Origin of the sequence: Stenotrophomonas daejeonensis (assembly GCF_001431505.1) — a bacterium.
In the GTDB taxonomy this organism is placed as follows: domain Bacteria; phylum Pseudomonadota; class Gammaproteobacteria; order Xanthomonadales; family Xanthomonadaceae; genus Stenotrophomonas; species Stenotrophomonas daejeonensis.
The window spans coordinates 12600-31260 of the sequence record NZ_LDJP01000034.1 but is presented as its reverse complement, the minus strand read 5'-3'; the positions used below and the strand labels follow the sequence as shown (position 1 = coordinate 31260).

Below are 18661 nucleotides of genomic sequence, written 5' to 3'. Positions count from 1 at the left end.
AGGCCGGACAACCCGGCCTGACCCGAGCCCCGAGGAAGCACCGGGCACCGCTGAAGCCCTAAGGCATGGGCATGGACAGCAACGACACACAGGAAAAATGGCAGGTGCAGCTGCGCAAGGGCGCGCTGGAGCTGGTGATTCTTGCCGCCCTGCGCGAACAACCGGTGTACGGCCTGGCCCTGCTGCGCCACCTGCAACGCTTCCCCACCACGGCCATCACCGAGGGCACCTTGTACCCGCTGCTGGACCGCCTCAAGCGTGAGGGGCTGGTGGATGCGCGGTGGGTGCAGGAAGGCGACAGCCGCCCGCGCAAGTACTACCAGCTCACCGATCAAGGCGAGCACAAGCTCACCGCCCTCGTGCAGGCCTGGCAACAGTCGGTGGCCGACATCAACGCCCTGCTGGCCGCCCCCGCCAGCGCCGCGCCCTCCACCCAAGGAAGCTGACATGACTTCGCGCGACCCCATTGGCACCTACATGCGCACGCTCGCCTCGCGGCTTGGCCAGTTGGACAAGGCCGACGCGGAGGAGGTGATGCGCGAAATCGAAGGCCACATCCGCGATGTCGTGGAGCAGGCCCAGGCGCGCGGCAAAACCACCGACATCCACGCCCTGCTGCAAGGCTTCGGCCCGCCCGAGGCGCTGGCCGCCCCGTACGTGGCCCACATCCGCACCGGCGCGCCGCCACCGGCCGGCTTCGGCGTGATCCAGCGCGTCCGGCAGACGGTCACGCGCGGCCTGTATTACTCGGGGCGCGCGTCCGGGTTCGGCGTCGCGCTGGGCTTGCTGCTGCTGGCGTTGGCCAAGCTGGTGCAGCCGTCGCAGGTGGGCGTGTGGTCCACCGCTGGCGGCAATTCCATCGCCATCGCCTGGTCCGGCTCGCCTTATCTGCAAGCGGAAGAATTACTGGGGTACTGGCTGGTGCCGGTGGCCCTGCTGGCCTCGGCGTGGTGCGCCGAGTTGACGCGCCGGGTGCTGCGGGCACTGCGGCGCGGGTTGTCCTGAGCCAACCCCGCTCCCGGGGCGGCAAGCCGTCCCTTCCTTCCATCCGGCGAACGCTGCATGGCGGCTTGCAGGGCGGCAAGGGTTCACTCGTCCCGAAATTGGAGAACCGTCCATAAAACCGCGTGGGCGTATGTCTGGCATTTCCTTGTCATGCTGGTGCTGCTGGCGGTGCTCGCCGCCGGCTTCGGCCTGTGCCACGGGGCCGACTTTTATTACGGGCAGAACGAGGCGGCCTACACACCGGGCGGCGAGGGCCCGCATGTGTTCCAGCAGGGCGATGCGTGGCTGGCGCAGACCATACGCGGCGACGGCAAGCAGGGCTTCCGGGTGGAAGAGCAGCGGCATGCGCTGGCCGGGCCGTTCCCGGTGCAGGTGCTGTTTCCGCTCGACCAGAGCACGTTCACCGTGCAGGCCACGCCGCGTTTCGTCACCCCGCCCACCCGCCACCAGGATGGCCGGGCTGTCCTGGCGCTGTCCGACATCGAGGGCAACTTCCAGGCCTTTCGCGATTTTCTGATCAACGCCAAGGTCATCGACACGGGCCTGAACTGGACGTTCGGCGACAAGCACCTGGTGCTGGTGGGCGATTTCGTCGACCGCGGTGCATCGGTGACGCAGGTGCTGTGGCTGATCCACAAGCTCGAACAGCAGGCCCTGCGCGCCGGCGGGCAGGTGCATTACCTGCTCGGCAACCATGAGATAAAGAGCCTGCAAGGCAACCTGCGCTCCAGCCACGAGAAGTACTTCAACGTCGCGGCCATCCTTGGCAGGCAACACGCCGAGTTGTTCGGGCCGGAGGCCTTCCTCGGGCGCTGGCTGGCCAGCAAGAACACCGCCGAGGTCATCAACGGCGTCCTGTTCGTGCATGGCGGGCTGCACCCGGCGCTGGCCGAAAAGCCGTGGTCGCTGGAAGACATCAACCGCATCGTGCGCGAGCGCTACCGGCAGGTGTGGTACCCGAAGCAGCAAGCGGACGAGGAGGATTTCCTGATCAACCCCAAGACCGGGCCGGCGTGGTATCGCGGCTATTTCAAGGACGACCTCGAACAGGCGCAGGTGGAAAAGACCCTGGCGCGGTTCGGTGCCCGCGCCGTCGTCGTCGGCCACCCGCTGCACTGGCGGGTGAAGCGCTTTCACGACGGCAAGGTTGTACGCCATCGACGTGAAACACCCGCTGGACCACCGCTCCACCCTGCCGACACGCAGTTCGCAGGGGCTGTGGCTGGAAGGCGGCAAGGCGTGGCGCGTGCGCGAGGACGGCAGCCGCGTGGCGCTGTAACCCCGGCGCGCCGTCGTGGCCGGGCGTCACAAACGCCGCTGGCACCCGTCTTCGCAGCAGCAACCCCGCCTGCCGACGACGGCTGCGGCCTTCACCCCGCCACCGAAGGAGTAACGCCGATGCGCCGCATCCTGCTCGCCGCCAGTCTTTGCCTGCTGGCCGCTTTCACAGGTATTCCCGCCCACGCCAGCGCTGCCGGCGCCACGCCCGCCAGTTGGGCCGGGCCGTGGCACGGCACGCTGGAGGCCGGCAAACGGCAGCTGCGGCTGCAATTGACCATCACCGAATCCGCCGATGGCGGTTTGAGTGGCCAGCTCGAAAGCCTGGACCAGGCACCCGGCCAGCCCATCGCGCTGACCACGCTGTCGGTGGCCGATGGCGAACCGCGCTTCGCCCTGCCGGCCCGCAACATCCAGTACGAAGGCCGCTGGGAGCCGGCGGCAAACCGTTTTTCGGGCGTGTTCCGGCAAGGTGGCAGCATGCCCTTGGTATTCACGCGCGGCCCCTTCGCCGTCGCACCGGTGGTGGCCGGGCTGGACGGCACGTGGGCAGGCACCACCCGCCGCAACGGCGCCGACATGACGATGCGGCTGCACGTGCGCACCGGCGCCGGCGGCACCACCGCCTCGTTCGATGCACCCGACATGCTGACCACAGGCATGCCGGTAACGGCGCTGGTGCGCAAAGGCAACCAGGTGCGCTTTTCCCTGCCGATGGCGGGCGTGAGTTTCAGCGGCCAGCTTGATGGCGAAACCCTCACCGGGCGGTGGAGCGATGGCTCGCGCAGCCACTTCCAGTTCATCGGCCACAGCGAGGGCGGCATGGTCGGCCCGCTCGCCACAGTGGACAACCCGCAGGTGGCGTGGATGGTGCTGCTGGCCGCACCCGGCGTGCCCATCGCACAGATGCTGGAGGCCCAGCGCAAGGCATTGGCCACCACGCAAGGCTTGAGCACGGCGGAGCTGGAAGCTTCCGAAGCCCTGCAAGCCGAGCTGATGCGCATTGCCGGCAGCGCGCTGGATACCGAATCCGCACGGCGGGCGCTGGATGCCGTGTTGGACGACGAACGCGCCAGCGCCGTGCGCCGGTCGCCGGCAGCGCGCGAGGCGGTGCAGCGGCAGGTACTGGACCCGTGGTTCCGCTGGTTCCTGCGCTACGACCCCACCCCTGCGCTGGCGCATTTCCGCAACCCCATACTGGCCTTGAACGGCGCGCTGGACCGGCAGGTAGTGCCGCAGCAGAACCTGGCCGGGATCCGCGCCGCCACCGCCGCCAACCGCGACGTCACCACCATCGAGCTGCCCGGCGTGAACCACCTGTTGCAGAACGCGCGCACCGGCGGGCTGGGCGAATACGCCACGCTGGAGGAAACCATCGCACCGGCAGCGCTGAACGCCATTGCAGACTGGATCACCCAGCACACGCACGCCAAGCCGCCCAGCGCACGATGAGCCTTGCCGGCAACACCACCGCACCCACCCGGGCGCGCGGCTGAAGTAGGCTGGCGCGCATGCCCACCCCACTCGACCTTGCCGCACTACGCCGCCATGCGGTGGCGCGCAGCCTGTTCCCGCCCACCACCTTGCTGGCCGCCGTCGAGCGGCTTGGCGGTTTCGTGCAGGCCGACCCACTGCGTGCGCCGGCCCGCGCGCAGGATTTGACCCTGCGCCACCGGGTCAAGAACTACCGCGCCGGCGACCTGGAACGCCGCTACCCGCAACTGCCGTTGCAGGAAGATTTCTTCATCAACTACGGCTTCCTCACCCCGGCGCTGCGCGCGTTGATGCACCCGCGCACTGCGCGCCGCGCGTGGGACAAGCCGCGCTGGAAGCTGGCCCATGCAGTGTTGGCCGAAGTCGAACGGCTCGGCGTGGCGCACCCGGCAACGGTCGATGCCGCGCTCGGCCACGGCCCGGTAAGGAACTGGTTTGGCGGCAACAGCCGCTTGTCCACCGAACTGCTGGATGGCTTGCACTACCGCAGCCATCTTGACGTGGTCCGCCGCGACAACGGTACCCGCGTTTATGCGCTGGCCGCGCCGTGGCAAGCCGCCGCCGACCCGCAGGCGGCGATGGATGCAATGGCCGATGCGCTGGTACGCAAATACGCACCGCTGCCTGCGGCGAGTTTGTCGCAACTGATCAACATGCTGGCCGGTGCTGCGCCACAGTGGGAAAGCTTGCGCAAGCCCACACTGGCGCGCGCCAAACAGCGGCTGGCCCATGCATGCATTGATGGCGTGGACTGGTACTGGCCCGGCGATGAAGCACCGACGCGCGGCTGGCGCAGCCCATCACAAGTGCGTTTGCTCGCCCCGTTCGACCCGGTGGTGTGGGACCGCCGCCGTTTCGAACTGCTGTGGGGCTGGGCCTACCGCTTCGAGGCCTACACGCCGGCGCACAAGCGCGTGCGTGGCCACTACGCGCTGCCGCTGCTGTGGCGCGATGAAGTGATTGGCTGGGGCAACCTGAAGGTCGTCGATGGGTGCTTGCAGCACGACCTCGGCTACGTGGCGGGCCGTGCACCGCGCGATGCCGGGTTCAAGCAGGCGCTGGACGACGAGCTGCAACGGCTGCACGACTTCTTGGGTCTGGGAACCTGAGCGGTTGCTCGTGGCGAAAATGCACCTCGTGCTCGTTCCGGTAATTCTCGACCAAACCGGAAGCGATACGAATCACGGCAGTTACAGCCGCATCGCGGCTTATTTGCGGAACCAGATCTTCAGCGTCACGTACAACGCATAGCCCAGGGCAAGCACCAACCACACCATGAAGAAGACGTTGGCCCAGTACGCACTTGTATTAGTGGCCAAGGTATAGACCTGCCCGGCGCAGCCCTTGCCGACGCATGGCACTTCGCCTCGCACCAATGCGCGCAGGACGGCGAACAGGCAATAGCCCGCCACGCCCGTCGTCATCAGGAAACCCACCGGCCCCACCAGCCCCTGGGTAGGTGCGCCGTTTTCGTCGAAGGGTTCTTTTCGGAGCTGCTGCTGTCCGAACCGGTACCAGGCGAATCCCAGCAGGAGCAGCAATGCGTAGTAGAGAAAGTCGCGCATGTAGTTGCGATACGAAACGGTGGCAGTAGCACCGGAGTATGGCGGCAAAGGCAGCCGCCGCACCTGCGACGGACTGCCCACTTGCAGCCATTGCTTCATCCGCGCCTGCGGCGATGCTGCCGCTCAGGCGGCGGTATCCACCAGCACCAGCTCGGCATCTTCCAGCGCGCGCACGCGGATGCTGTGCACATCGGTGATGGCCGCACCGTCGCGGGCGTCGAGCACCACGCCGTCCACTTCCACCTTGCCGCTGCTCGGCACCAGGTAGCCGTGGCGGGTGCTGTCGCCGAAGTGGTATTCGGCGCTCTCGCCGGCCTTCAGCGTCGCGCCCAGCACGCGGGCGTCGGCGCGGATCGGCAGTGCGTCGTCGTCGCCGGCCATGCCGCTGGCCAGGGTGACGAAGCGGCCGGAGCGCTCGCCCTTGGGGAAGGGCTTGGCGCCCCACGACGGCGCGCCGCCGCGCGCGTCCGGGATGATCCAGATCTGGAAGATGCGGGTCACGCCCGGCTCCAGGTTGTATTCGGCATGGCGGATGCCGCTGCCGGCGCTCATCACCTGCACGTCGCCGGCCTCGGTACGGCCCTTGTTGCCCTGGTCGTCCTGATGGCTGATGGCGCCTTCGCGCACGTAGGTGACGATCTCCATGTCCGCGTGCGGGTGCGGCGGGAAGCCGGTGCCGGGCTGGATGGTGTCGTCGTTCCATACCCGCAGCGCGCCCCAGTGCACGCGCGCCGGGTCGTGGTACTGGGCGAAGGAAAAGTGGTGCTTGGCATCCAGCCAACCGTGGTTGGCACCGCCAAGGCTGGCAAACGGGCGACGCTCGATCATGGCGTTCTCCTGCATGGGTGGTTGCGATGGGGCCAGTCTAGGCAGGCGCTACTATCGATGGAATGGAATTAATTGAAATCCATCATTTCCATTCATGCGATGATCTGCGGACCCACCAAGGCTGCCGCCATGAACCCGCTCCCCGATCTGGAAGCTTGGGCGATCTTCGCCAAGGTCGCCGAGGCCGGCTCCTTCGCCCGCGCCGCCGAAGCGCTGGGACTGTCGCAGGCCACCGTGTCCAAGGCCATCACCCGGCTGGAAACGCGCATCGGCACCACCCTGTTCCACCGCACCTCGCGGCGCATGTCGCTGACCGCCGCCGGCGAGGCGGCGCTGGAGCGCGCCACGCGCATCCTCGACGAGGGCGAGGCGGTGGAAGCCGAGGTGGTCGATCGCTCCACCACCCTGCGCGGGCGGGTGCGGATGGCCGCGCCGATGTCCTTCGGTGTGGCGCGGCTGGCGCCGCTGCTGCCGGACTTCATGCGCCAATACCCGGAGGTGGAACTGGACGTGCAGTTGGGCGACGCGCAGGTGGACCTGGTGGCCGAACGCTTCGACCTGGCGCTGCGCATCGCCACGCTGGCCGATTCCAGCCTGCGCGCACGGCGGCTGTGCCAGGTGCGCATCCTGCTGGTCGGCGCACCGGCCTATTTCGCCGAGCACGGCAGGCCGAAGCATCCGCGCGACCTCGCCCGTCACCGCGGTTTCCACTACAGCCTCGCCCGCGGCGGCAACGGCTGGCGCTTCCGCCACCGCCGCCACGGCGAGTTCGCGCAGACCGTGCCGCACGCATTGCAGGCCAACAACGCCGAGGTGTTCGCCGCCGCCCTGCGCAACGGCCTCGGGCTGGCGCTGCAACCGGAGTTCCTGGTCTGGGAAGACCTGCGCGACGGCAGGCTGGAAACGGCGATGGACGACTGGCAGGTGGAACCGATCGCCCTGCACATCGTCACCCCGCCCGGCCTGCGCCGTCCGGCGCGGGTGCAGCGGCTGATCGACTATCTTGCCGAGCGCCTGCAGCGCGAGCCGTGGGCGACGGGCGGCGACAGCCGGAATGATTGAAGTTTGACCGTACCCACCGCAGGTGATATCTGCTTGGCCTCGGCCGCCATCGACCCAAGGAGGGATCCCAATGGCTGAAGCACCTGCAACGCGCTTTCCCGATGACCCGCTGCATCCGGATCACGCGATGTACCAACGCATCCTGGATGGCGTACGGGAACTGCAGCGCTGGAGCCCGGAACATGGCGCCAACCTCGCAGCCGCGCTGTATGCGGACATCCGCAACCGCCAGCCACATATCGACGCCCGGGACATCGACCGGATAATTGCCGGTGACCCGGCTGCCCCGCAGCCCTCGCTGTTCGCCTTGCCGCGAGAGGGATACCACAGCCACAGCGCCGATCCGGCGGCATTCCGCTTCCGTACTTCATTGGAAAGCGCCAATCGTCCGGCCCGGCAATCGCTGTCGGCCTACGGACTGAAAACCAGTGTTGGGCAGGACGGCTTCCTGACGGATCCGGGCATCCTCCACACCCCCGTCCCGCAGATCCAGCATGGCGCGATGTCCCGGCCAAACGGCATCGTCCTGCACCGCACCGAATCCGGCAGCGCCGCCAGCACCTTGAACGCATGGCGCACCGGTCCTGGCGGCACCGGTGCGCATTTCCTGATCGACAAGGACGGCACCATCCACCAGACCATCCGCGTGGACCGACAGGCCTGGCATGTGGGAGCCATCCGTTCACGAGGAGAAGTGGAGGGCACCCTCGTCCCCGGGGACCAAGGCGAGCTTGAACACGCACGTGCCGGCCAGGCGGAATGGCGAGCCGGAGCGGTCAAGGCCGTCAGCCGCGTGGAAACGACCCGTCCCTATCCCGAGCGCTACCCCACCAATGGCGACAGCCTCGGCATCGAGGTCGTCGCCCGTTACGTCCCGGCCACGCGGACCTGGGAAGCCCCGACGCCTGAGCAGACCGCTTCGATCCAACAACTGGTAGGCATCCTGCAACGCAACTTCGGACTGACTGACCATGACGTTTATCACCACGATGCCATCTCGCGCAAAACGCCCGGCGAGGGTGCTGACCTGTATGCGCCGGCCCTGCCTCCTGCTCCTGCTCCCGATACTCCCGGCATGCCAGCAGCCGGCCCGCATCGATGACATCCCTGCACCCGTCAACGTCATCGAAGTCTCGACATCGGTCTATCAACCCGCGCCCGGTACCCCGTACATGGCCAGCGAAGAGGCGGCCTGCCGGACATGGTCGCTGGACAAGCAGCAGGTAGCCTCGCTGTTCCAGCTGAGTACGAGGCTGCGCGAAGGACAGCTGCATGACTACGACTGGCTGCCATGTTCAATCAAGGGGCAAGCTCAGGCCGAGGGAAAGGTGTGGGAGTTCGAGATCAATGCCGCCGCCACCAGCATCTGGCGCAGTGGCGATGAAACACGCCTGATGGGTTGTGCGCAGGCTGCATGCGCGCCACTGGTGATCCTGATGATGCCGGGACGACAAGGCGACTGACCGTGGGCGGCGGCAGCCGGCATCACGGACTGAACATTCATCGCCGCAAGCCTGCGCCGATGCCTTTCGGCAGGGCTCCTACAGGCCACCGCTGACGTTGACGATGCTCCCGGTGACGTACGAGGCATCGGCGGACAGCAGCCATGCCACCGCGCCGGCGATCTCCTCCGGTTGCCCGGGGCGCTTCAGCGGGATCCGCTCGGCCACCCGCCACGCGCGATCCGGCTGCCCGGCCTTGGCGTGGATGGTGGTGTCGATGGTGCCGGGCGAGACGGCGTTGACGTGGATGTTCGCGGGCGCAAGTTCCCTGGCCAACCCGATGGTGAGGGTTTCCAGCGCGGCCTTGGTGGCGGCGTAGGCGACATATTCGCCGGGGGAGCCGGTCCGCGCGGCGACGGAGGAAAGGTTGACGATGGTCGAGCGCGCCGCGCGGCCCGCCCAGCGTCTCGCCGCCTCCCGGCACAGCCGCACCGGGGCGAGCAGGTTGACCGCGACGACCCGTTGCAGGTCGTCGTCGGCAAGTTCGTGGATCGGCCCGATCCGACCGGTCACGCCGTCGTTGTTGACCAGCGCGACGACGTCGCCGAGTTCCTCGGCGGCGGCGAAGATCCGCGCCGGGGCATCATCGGCGGTCACGTCGAGCTTCAATCCCCGGCAAGGCTGGGCGGGCCGGTGCAGCTCCGCTTCCAGCACGTTCGCATCGTCGTCGGAAGCCGAATGCGTGAACAGGATGCCGTGGCCATCCCGGTGCAGCCGCTCGACGATGCTGCGGCCGATGCCGCGGGTGCCGCCGGTGACGATTACGATGGGAGCGGGGGATGCTGCGTTCATGGCGGTGTCCCGGTTGGAGGCGGATTGCTGGCCAGGCGCTGCGCGAGGCCGGACAGGCGGCTGGCGTGGCGCGACAGCGCGGCCTCTATCACCCCGGCATCGCCGGCAAGATGCAGTGCATGGCGGGCGCGGGTGATGCCGGTGTAGAGCAGTTCGCGGCTGAGCACGCGGTTGTCGCGCGGTGGCAGTTGCAGCCATACCTCGTCGAACTCGGAGCCTTGCGCCTTGTGCACGGTCATCGCGAAGGCGCTTTCGTGCGCGGGCAGGGCGGCCGGGTGGAACGGGCGCGGGTGGTCGGGGTCGTCGCCGGGGAACCAGGCGGTGGTGGTGTGGGCGGTTCCATCGCTTAGACAAATGCCGACGTCGCCATTGAACAGGCGGTGGCGGTAGCTGTTTTCGGTGACCAGCAACAGGCGGCCGTGGAAGTGCGCCGGCGCGCCGCCGCGCGGGGTGATGCCGCCGAGCAGTTCCTCGATGCGGGCGTTGAGGCCGCGCGCGCCCTGCGGGCCTTCGCGCACGGCGGTGAGCAGGCGCAGGCGACTTGCCAGTGCGAGCGCCTGCGCCGGGGTCTGCGTGGCGGCCAGTGCGTCCCAGTAGCGTTGCAGCGGTTCGCGCCAGGCTTGCAATGGATCGCCTTCGTTCTCGTGGAACTGCACGCCGGGAAGTTCGCCGCCGCGCAGCAGCGACAGCGCGCGCGCGGCGTCGCCTTCGCGCATCGCCGCGGCCAGTGGCGCCAGTTGCAGGGCGTCGCTCTGGCGGTAGCCACGGTGCAGGTGCACGCGGGTGCCGGCGAAGACGGTGGCGGGTGCGGCGGTGGCCGGCAGCTTGCCGAGCAGGGGTTGCAGGGCCTGGGTGTCGGCCGCGGCGATGTGGGTGCCATCACCGGCGGCACGCAGGATCGCGCCAAGCACGTCGCCGGCTTCCACCGAGGGCAGCTGGTCGGGATCGCCCAGCAGCACCAGCCGGGTGCCGCTGGCGACGGCCTCGACCAGCTTGGCCATCAGCGGCAGGTCGATCATCGAGGCTTCATCGACCACCACCACGTCGAATGGCAGCGGGTTGTCGGCATGGTGGCGGAAGCGCGGCGAATCCGGGATCACGCCGAGCAGGCGATGCAGGGTGGTGCCGGTAGTGGGTAGTTGCGCGCACAGTGCGGGGTCCACGCCCAGTTGCGGCAGTTGCTGCGCGGCGTTGCGCAGGCTTTCGGCCATGCGTTCGGCGGCACGGCCGGTGGGTGCGGCCAGCGCCACGCGCGGTGGCGGGTGGCCGGCGTTGTTTGCCTGTGCGGCGAGCAGCACCAGCAGGCGGGCGATGGTGGTGGTCTTGCCGGTGCCGGGGCCGCCGGTGACCAGCAGCAGGGCATGGCGCAGCGCGAGGGCGGCGGCGCGGGCCTGCGGGTCCGCGTTGCCGCCCGGTTCGCCCGTCCCGTCGAAAGGCGCCTGCGCGAACAGGTCGCTCTGCATGGAAGGTGCGTGCGGTGCGGCCAGTGCATTGCCGGGAAACAACTGCGCGAACAATGGCGCCAATGTGGCCGGCTCGCCGCTTTCCACCGGGGCCTGGCCGATGCGTTGCAGGCCCCGGGCGAGGCGGCGTTCGTATTCGCGGTAGCGGCGCAGGTAGAGCAGGCCGTGTTCCCATGCCAGCGGGGCTTGTTCGGCCTCGGCGCTGTCTTCGTCCGGGGTGGCGACCCAGCGTGAGGTCTGCAGTCGTGCAATCCACTCCCGTGGCTCGGGCCACGGCAGATCGGTTTCGATCAGGCGTGCGGGTTGGGTAGGGTCGAAGCCGGCGTGGCCCTGGGCGACGGCCAGCGAGGCCAGGGCGGCGGCGGCCAGCACTTCGTCCGGGGTGGTTGGGTCCAGGCGGCGCAGGCTTTGCGCGAGGGCGTGGTCGAGCGGGCGAAGAACTTGAGTTTTGGTGAGGGCGGTCAGCAAATTCATGGTTCTGTTCCCACTGACTCCGTTTGCCCCTCACCCCAACCCCTCTCCCGGAGGGAGAGGGGCTTTGAAGGCTTGCCGCCTGCGAACAGTTCGTCCACGGCCTGCACCAGCTCCGGGGTGAAGCGGTGGGCATGCAGGCCGGGCGATGGGCTGCGGGTGGCGTCCAGGCCACGGCAGAACAGGTAGCGGATGCCGCCGAAGTTGCGGGCGTAGTCGTAGCCGTCGCCGAGGCGGAAGCGCAGCCAGCGGTGCAGGGCCACGGTGTAGATCAGCGCCTGCAGGTCGTATTCGCTGTGGCGCATGGCCGCTTCCAGTTGCGCCGGGGCGTAGCCGGGCAGGCGGTTGGATTTGTAGTCGAGCACGTACCAGCGGCCGTCCCGCACGTAGGTGAGGTCGATCTTGCCGGTCATCAGCCCTTCCAGCCGCTGCCGTGTGCCGAAGCCGTGGCGGTGGCCGGCAACGCCGTGTTCGTGCAGCACGCGCAGCAGCGCCGGCACCGCGGTGGGCTGCATGGCGAAGTGGAATTCGATTTCGGCGCGGCGCTCGCCTTCGTCCAGCGCATGCAGTGCGCCGCCCTCGGGCAGGGCCACGGTCAGGGTCTGGCCGACCAGTGCGGTGAGCAGGGCCACGCCATCGGCGATGTCGGTTTCGGCGTAGCTTTCCTTGCGCAAGGCCGCGGCGATGATGTCGCCCTGCCCTTGCGGCGCAGCGTCGCCCGGCTGCCAGCCGGACCAGGCGGCGAAGTCGGTGTTTTCCAGCGCGGCATGCAGCACGTTGCCGAAACGGCTGCCGGCAAAGCGCGGGTCGAAGGTGTCCGGCTGCGCGGCGGCATCGGTTTCGACTTCGGGTTGTGCCGGCTCGTCGGTGGCGCCGCCGCTGTCCTCGGTGGCGGCGGCGGCGGTGTCGTGGCCGGCTTCGGCGTGGGCGAGCTGGGTGAAGCTGTAGACCCACCAGTCGTGCGACAGCGCGCGCTGCACGTTGCGCACCGGTGGCAAGGCTTGTTCGCGTTCGGGCGGCAGCCGTGCCGGCAGGGTTTCGATGCTGCCTTCGACGATGCGGATGTCCGGGTGCGCGGCCAGTGCGTCCATGTCGCCCAGCATCGGCCCCAGCCGCGAGGCGGGCAGGCCGGCCACTGCGCCGGCGGCCATCCACAGCGCGTGTTCGGCGCGGGTCAGGCCGACGTAGAGCAGGCGCGCGGTTTCGGCGGCCTCCTCGGCATTGGCCTGCGCGGTGGCGGCCTTCCAGCTTTCGGCGTCCTTGTCGATCTTCCAGTGCAGCACGCGCCGGTCGCCATCGTGCACGGTCTTGTGCGCATCGGTGTCCGGGGCCTTGCCGTCGATGCCGACGAACGGCAGATAGACCAGCGGGTATTCCAGCCCCTTGCTCTTGTGCAGGGTGATGACCTGCACCCGGCGCGCGTCCGATTCCAGCCGCAGCAGTTGGGTGTCGTCGCCCGCATCGGCGTGGGCGATGCGCGCCTGCAGCCAGTCGAGCAGGCCATGCAGGCCGATGCTGCGGTGGCCGGCTTCCTGCAGCAGTTCGCCCAGTTGCAGGTAGTTGCTCAGGCGGCGCTCGCCGTCCGTCAGTGCCAGCAGGCGCGGCGCCTGTTCGGCGCACAGTTCGGACAGCATCGCCAGCACGCCGCCGCGCTGCCAGCGCTCGCGCCATTGCAGCAGGCGTTCCTGGTGCCGGCGCTGGCACTCGCCCTCGTGTTCCAGCGCGGCGATGGCGGCGGCGCTTTCGCCCAGCAGCACGGTGGCCAGCGCGGTGCGCAGGCGGCCTTCGTCGGCTGGTTGCAGCAGGGCCAGCAGCAGCAGGCGCAGTTCGTGCGCCTCGGTGGTGGCGAACAGGCTGTGTTTGCCGGCGGCGACCGCCGGGATGCCCACCGCCGCCAGCGCCTGCTGGATGCGCGCGGCCTCCTTGTGCGAGCGCACCAGCACGGCGATGTCGCCCGGCTGCACCGGCTTGCCGCCGATCAGCGCCTTGCCCTCGCGCGCGGCGGACAGCACGCGGTGGATGTCGGCCACGCAGGCCAGGGTGGCGGCGTCGCGCGAGTCGTCGGCCTTGAGCGGCTTGCCTTCGGCATCGGCGGCGATGAGATGCAGGGTCAGCGCCGGGGCCGGGGCGCCGTCGAGCAGGTAATCGGCATCGTTGCGCTTGCTGCCCGGCTCCACTTTCCCGAAGCGGATGCGTGGGTCGAGGAAGGCCTGTTCGCCGGCGTTGGCATACAGCGCGTCGATGGCGCGCAGCACCGCCGGGCGCGAGCGGAAGTTGTGGGCCAGCCTCGGCGCCTCCTCGGCCAGTGCGCGGGCGTGCAGGTAGGTGTGCACGTCGCCGCCGCGGAAGCCATAGATGGCCTGCTTGGGGTCGCCGATCAGGAACAGCGCGGCGGCCTCGGCCGGTTCGGCGAACACGCGGCGGAAGATATCCCATTGCCGTGGGTCGGTGTCCTGGAACTCGTCCACCAGCGCGAAGCGGTATTGCGCGCGCAGCCGCGCGGCCAGTTCGGTACCGCCCGCGCCGGCCAGCGCGGCGTGCACGCCGTCGATCAGGTCGTCGTAGGTCTGCACGCGGTATTGCTGCTTGTGGTGGGCCAGGCGCTGGCGGGCCTCAAAGCGCAGGTGGTGTAGCAGTTCCACTCGCTTTTGCTTCAGCCACTGCTGCCGGAAGTCGTCGGCATCGAACCATGCTTGCAAGGCGTCGAACAGCGGCGAGGCCGGTGCCTGCTGGCCTTCCTTGCAGAAACCCTGCAACTGGTCGGGTGCCAGTTTGTCGATGTGCAGGGTTTTTTCCTTGCCGTTGACCTTGATCTTGCCGCGCGGCCATTCGCCCGATTCGCCACCGTTGATCAACTCCGCAAACGCCTGCTCGAAGCTGGGCTGTTTGGCGCGGCGACCATCGAACACTTTCTTTTGGAAGGCGTCGGCGATGGCTTGGCGCGCGTCGGGCAGGTGTTGTTCGATGGCTTGGCGCAGTGCCTGCGCGGCGGCATCGCGCAGCGGGCGCGGGTCGTCCGGCAAGCCGACCGGCATTTCCGGCAGCAGCGGCAGGTCGGCAAGCAGCGCCGGCAGGTCGGCGGCCAATGCTTCCGGGTTCTTCCACAGCCCCAGCAGGGCATCCAGCGCCTCACCGCGCGCGGCATGCAGGCGCCACAGGTCGGCGGCCAGTTCGGCATGCAGCGGACGGGTATTGGTGAGCAGTTCCGGCGTGGCGAAGCCGTGGCCGCTTTCCAGCGCGTGCTCGCCCAGCACGCGGGTGCAGAAGCCGTGGATGGTGAAGATGACCGCCAGGTCGGTCTCCTCGGCGGCGATGCGCAGGCGCCGGGCCAGTTGCGCGGTGCTTTCCCCGCCCTGCGCCAGGTGGCGTTGCAGGATGGCGCGGGTCAGCACGGTTTCCGCATCGCCGCCTTCGGCCGGCTCGGCTTCGGCCAGCCGCGCGGCCAGGTCCAGCCGCTCGCGGATGCGCTTGCGAAGTTCCTGGGTGGCCGCGTCGGTGAAGGTGACGGCCAAAATCTGGCCCATGCGCAGACCCTGTTCGACCACCAGCCGGGTGAACAGCGTGGCCAGGGTGAAGGTCTTGCCGGTGCCGGCGCTGGCCTCGATCAGGCGCAGGCCGGACAGCGGCAGGTCGAGATAGGGGTCTTGCGGCGGCTGGGCGGCGTTCATGCCTCGTCCTCCATGCCTGACTCCATTTCGGGCAGCACCCGGCCTTCGCGCAGCGCGGTGAATACCAACAGGCTGTTGTGGATAAATCTGTTGGCAGTTGTGCTTGATGCGAACGGGTCGGCCCCGCGCAGGGCCAGTTGCAGGGCTTCGCCGCTGCGCTCGCCCCAACTGTGGTCGCCGCCGTTCCACTTGTCGCGGCCGGCTTTTTCGCGCTTGTCGGCCTCGGCGTTGTAGATCGCCCAGCCGCTGTAGGGGGCGAACGGCAGCGGTGCCTGCAATCCCTGCAAACGCAGGTGCAGCAAGGCTTTCAAGGCATTCTTCGCCTGTTCGGCGGGCAGTGCCGGCAGCGGGTGCGGGCCGTGGTTGCCCTGGCCGTCGTCGAAGAACTGCAGCAGCGGCAGCGCGGTGCCGGCGGCGTTGGCCAGCAGCCAGTCCAGCCCGCTGCGCAGCACCCAGGCCACGCCGGGTGCGCCGGCCTGCAGCCGCGGCAGGCCCTGTGGATGGATTTGCGCGATGCGCCCGTGCACGGTGGTGCCGTCGATCTCCACCTCGTGGCGCTGGCTGTGCAGCGCGGTGCCGTCGTACCAGCGCGCGTAGCCCTGCGCGCAGGGGCGGATCTGCCCGAGCAGGCGCTCGAACTGTTGCCGCCCGAGCGCACCGGAGGGCAGCAGCGCGCGGGCGCGCAGACGTTCGTACAGACCGGCTTCGTCGCCGTGCAGCAGCGCGGCGAGCAGGTGTTGCTGCAGCGAGGAATGCGCGCGGCCCTTTTCCGGCAGCACCAGCGGTTCGATGTCGTCGCTGGCGTCGATCTCGCCAGCCAGGCGCAGGCCGAGGCGGTGTTCGAGGAACTGCCCGGCGGGGTCGATGAGGAAGCGGCGCAGGGCATCCAGCGACAGGTGGGTTTCCCGGAGGGCATCGGGCGGCGGCGCGGCCAGTTCGCCTTCGATCCACGCCGGCAGCCGCTGGCGCTGGCCGCCGACCGCGCCGGCGGCCGGGTGCCATTGCCGCTGGTAGCTGAAGCGGCGCGGTTCGCCGTCGCCACCGAACGCGGCCGGGGCGAACGGCTGCAACGGGTGCCTGACCACCATCGCCCGGCGCGCGGCGGCGGGATCGTCATGGCAGGCGGCGGCCGCGTCGAGCAGTTCGCTGACCAGTACCGAGGGCTCGCGCGCGCTGCCGTCGCGGGCGTCGGCGCCGAGGTAGCTCAGGTAGAACACGTCCTGCGCCGAGGCCAGCAGTTGCAGGAACAGGAAGCGGTCGTCCTCGCGGGTGGAGCGGTCGCCCGGCTTGCGTTTGCCGCTGGCGATTTCCGCGGTGAGCCTGCTCAGGCCGGCGGCCGGATCGCGGCGTGGGAAATCGCCGTCGTTCAGGCCGAGCACGCAGATCACCCGGAACGGCAGCAGCCGCATCGGCACCATGCGGCCGAAGCTGACGCCGCCAGTGAGCAGCGGCGCGCGGGTGTCGGCCTCGGACAGCACCGTGGCGAAGTGCGCGCGCACCACCTCGGCCGGCACCGGGGTGTCGAAGCCGGCCTTTCCGGCCTCTTCGGCGAAGTCGTTGACCAGCTTGCGCAGGCGCTCCAGCGCACGCGCGGTGGCCGGGTCGGCCGGAGTTTCCGGCAGCAGCGCCTTCAACAGTGCAAGCAGGCGTTCGCGCCATTGCGCCGGGGGCAGCGCCTCGGCCAGCAACTGCTGGTGGCGGGCGAGCACGCGCAACAGGCGGATCAGCGCGTCGAGCGCGGCCAGCGCGCTGCCTTCCAGCTCCGGCCACGGCGCCACACCGCACAGGTCGCCGTCGCTGCCGCTGGCGTGGCCGAGCAGCAGCCGGTCCAATGCGAACTGCCAGGTACAGGCGTCGTCGGCCGGCGCCTGATGCTGGCCGCGATGCGCGGCATCCAGCCCCCAGCGCGCGCCGGCGGCCTGCAGCCAGCCGTGCAGGCGCTCGAACGCGGCCGCGTCCAGGCCGGCGGTGGCGGCCAGCGGCGGGCTGGCGAGCAGGTCGAGGATTTCGTTGAGGCCGAAGCGCGACACCGGCAGCCCCAGCAGTTGCAGGAACACCTCGGCCAGCGGCTCGCCCTGCAACGGGCTGGCGTCGGCCAGCGCCCACGGGATCTGGCCCTGGCCGGCGCCGCGGCCGCCGAACACCGCCTCCAGGTACGGCACGTAGGGGTCGATGTCCGGCGCCAGCACCGCGATCTCGCGCGGTTGCAACGGCGGGTCGAAGCGCTCGTCGTCAAGCAGCGCGCGCAGCTGGTCGTGCAGCACCTGCATCTCGCGCAGGCGGGTATGGCAGGCGTGCACCTGCACGCTGGGGTCGTCCGGCCGCAGTACTGGACGCAGCGGCAGCGAAGGCCGGGCGCGGCGATGGAACAGGTCGGCCTGCAGCCGGTGCAGCAGACTGTCGCGCAGGCCGCCTTCGTCCAGCGTCCTGCCGGTGCGCTGCTCGGGGTCGGCATAGGCGGCGATCTCGCCGCTCGGGTGCACCACCTCGTAGCTGCCCAGTACTGCCATGAAGTCACGCCCGGCCGCGCCCCACGCCTGCAGCAGCGGGTTTTCGCCGGCGGCTTCGCCGAACGGATCGTCGCTGCCGCCGCGCAGCTTCTCGGCCAGCGTCTGCAGATCGCCCCAGTACGCGCGGGTCGGCGTGGGCAGGTAGAAATGCAGCGTGCCGACGCGGGCCTGGGTGGCGATGACGCGCAGCACGTCCGGCGAGACGTTGAGCGTGGCGAAGGCGAACAGCCGCGATGGCAAACCCTGTGGCAATGGCCGGTCGGCACCCTCGAAGCGGGCGAGGTAGTCGTTGATGCGGCGCGCGCGATGCTGGCGGCCAGCGGCGATGCGGCGCCAGAGGATGGCCTGCGGGTCGTCGGCATCGGCGCCGGCCTCCCAGCGCAGCAGCCAGTCGCGGCGCCATGCCTGGTACTTCTCGAACGCGCCGCCCAGCTCGGCGGCCAGCGACCACGGCCGCAACGGATCGTCGCGATCGAGCCAGGCATGCAGCCCGGCCATCGCCGGCTGCCGCATCAGGGTTTCGTCGGTCAGCGCCGCATACAGGCGCCAATGCAGGCCGGCCGCGCCGAGGTCGTCGTGCTCGCCGGGAACATTGGCTTCGGGCACGTTTTCTTTCAGCGCGCGGGCAACGAACTCGCCGGGCGTCAGGAATTCCAGGTTGGCGGCGATGCCGTATTCGGCCGCCAGCGTCGATTGCAGCCAGCGCCGCATCGCCACCTGCGGGATCAGCACCGTGTCGGCGGCCAGCAGCGGCTGCCCCGGCGCTGGTTCGCGCAGTTCGCGGGCCAGCAGCGAGGCCAGCACGTCCAGTGCGTTGGAGTGGTAGAGGCGGAAATCCGGGGTGGCGTCGGGCATGGGGGAATTGTGCCGGAGCGGGATCGCAATGGCCGCGACGGGTGCGCTCCCCCCCGTGGGCGGAAGCGCATGCAGGCCACTGATTCCCTGCCTTTCGCGGGGTCCGGAAGATGCGCTGTTCCGCCAGCGGCACTGACGGCGGGCCGCGATGCGGCGACAATACTGCAC

At 69.5% G+C, this 18661-nt stretch carries 13 protein-coding genes; 7 read left to right on the top strand and 6 right to left on the bottom strand.

Going from position 1 to position 18661, the window contains the following annotated elements:
• The first annotated feature begins 71 nt into the window (after window positions 1-71).
• The 4 genes from ABB34_RS06495 (at window position 72) to ABB34_RS06480 (ending at window position 4886) form a co-directional block, all read left to right on the top strand.
• Entirely contained in the window at window positions 72-446 is a 375-nt protein-coding gene (locus ABB34_RS06495) for a PadR family transcriptional regulator (protein ID WP_211258176.1), read from the top strand.
• Between the two features lies 1 nt (window position 447).
• On the top strand, window positions 448-1005 hold the full coding sequence (locus ABB34_RS06490) for an HAAS signaling domain-containing protein (RefSeq protein ID WP_057640436.1): 558 nt from the start codon (window positions 448-450) through the stop codon (window positions 1003-1005).
• Between the two features lie 150 nt (window positions 1006-1155).
• Window positions 1156-3735 carry a metallophosphoesterase gene (locus ABB34_RS06485; RefSeq protein ID WP_057640435.1) on the top strand — a complete coding sequence of 860 codons (2580 nt, stop codon included), beginning with the start codon at window positions 1156-1158 and terminating at the stop codon, window positions 3733-3735.
• A gap of 59 nt (window positions 3736-3794) precedes the next feature.
• Entirely contained in the window at window positions 3795-4886 is a 1092-nt protein-coding gene (locus ABB34_RS06480; protein WP_057640434.1) for a DNA glycosylase AlkZ-like family protein, read from the top strand.
• Between the two features lie 99 nt (window positions 4887-4985).
• Here ABB34_RS06480 and ABB34_RS06475 read toward each other — a convergent pair whose 3' ends face one another.
• Both ABB34_RS06475 and ABB34_RS06470 read right to left on the bottom strand, forming a co-directional pair.
• Window positions 4986-5441 carry a hypothetical protein gene (locus ABB34_RS06475; protein ID WP_211258175.1) on the bottom strand — a complete coding sequence of 152 codons (456 nt, stop codon included), beginning with the start codon at window positions 5439-5441 and terminating at the stop codon, window positions 4986-4988.
• Window positions 5442-5465: 24 nt separating this feature from the next.
• Entirely contained in the window at window positions 5466-6170 is a 705-nt protein-coding gene (locus ABB34_RS06470; RefSeq protein WP_057640458.1) for a pirin family protein, read from the bottom strand.
• A 129-nt stretch (window positions 6171-6299) separates the two neighbouring features.
• Between ABB34_RS06470 and ABB34_RS06465 the strand changes: the two genes are divergently transcribed.
• The 3 genes from ABB34_RS06465 to ABB34_RS06455 all read left to right on the top strand — a co-directional run bounded on the left by ABB34_RS06465 (window position 6300) and on the right by ABB34_RS06455 (window position 8695).
• The gene (locus ABB34_RS06465) at window positions 6300-7232 is read left to right on the top strand and encodes a LysR family transcriptional regulator (protein WP_057640457.1); all 933 of its coding nucleotides are present in this window, start codon (window positions 6300-6302) and stop codon (window positions 7230-7232) included.
• 70 nt (window positions 7233-7302) lie between these two features.
• The gene (locus ABB34_RS14820; RefSeq protein WP_152979536.1) at window positions 7303-8334 is read left to right on the top strand and encodes a peptidoglycan recognition family protein; all 1032 of its coding nucleotides are present in this window, start codon (window positions 7303-7305) and stop codon (window positions 8332-8334) included.
• A gap of 70 nt (window positions 8335-8404) precedes the next feature.
• Complete coding sequence (locus ABB34_RS06455; protein ID WP_057640431.1) at window positions 8405-8695, top strand: hypothetical protein; 291 nt, start codon at window positions 8405-8407, stop codon at window positions 8693-8695.
• Window positions 8696-8773: 78 nt separating this feature from the next.
• Here ABB34_RS06455 and ABB34_RS06450 read toward each other — a convergent pair whose 3' ends face one another.
• From ABB34_RS06450 to recC, 4 genes are read right to left on the bottom strand one after another with little or no spacing between them, the layout of a single operon-like run.
• Window positions 8774-9526: an SDR family NAD(P)-dependent oxidoreductase gene (locus ABB34_RS06450; RefSeq protein ID WP_057640430.1), complete on the bottom strand. Its 753-nt coding sequence runs from the start codon at window positions 9524-9526 to the stop codon at window positions 8774-8776.
• Window positions 9523-11463, bottom strand: a complete 1941-nt coding sequence (gene recD, locus ABB34_RS06445; RefSeq protein ID WP_057640429.1) for an exodeoxyribonuclease V subunit alpha — start codon at window positions 11461-11463, stop codon at window positions 9523-9525. The genes ABB34_RS06450 and recD overlap by 4 nt, the downstream gene beginning before the upstream one ends.
• Complete coding sequence (locus tag ABB34_RS06440) at window positions 11460-15128, bottom strand: UvrD-helicase domain-containing protein (RefSeq protein ID WP_057640428.1); 3669 nt, start codon at window positions 15126-15128, stop codon at window positions 11460-11462. Before ABB34_RS06440 ends, recD begins: the two co-directional genes overlap by 4 nt.
• Window positions 15125-18493: an exodeoxyribonuclease V subunit gamma gene (gene recC, locus ABB34_RS06435; protein WP_057640427.1), complete on the bottom strand. Its 3369-nt coding sequence runs from the start codon at window positions 18491-18493 to the stop codon at window positions 15125-15127. Before recC ends, ABB34_RS06440 begins: the two co-directional genes overlap by 4 nt.
• Window positions 18494-18661 lie beyond the last annotated feature (168 nt).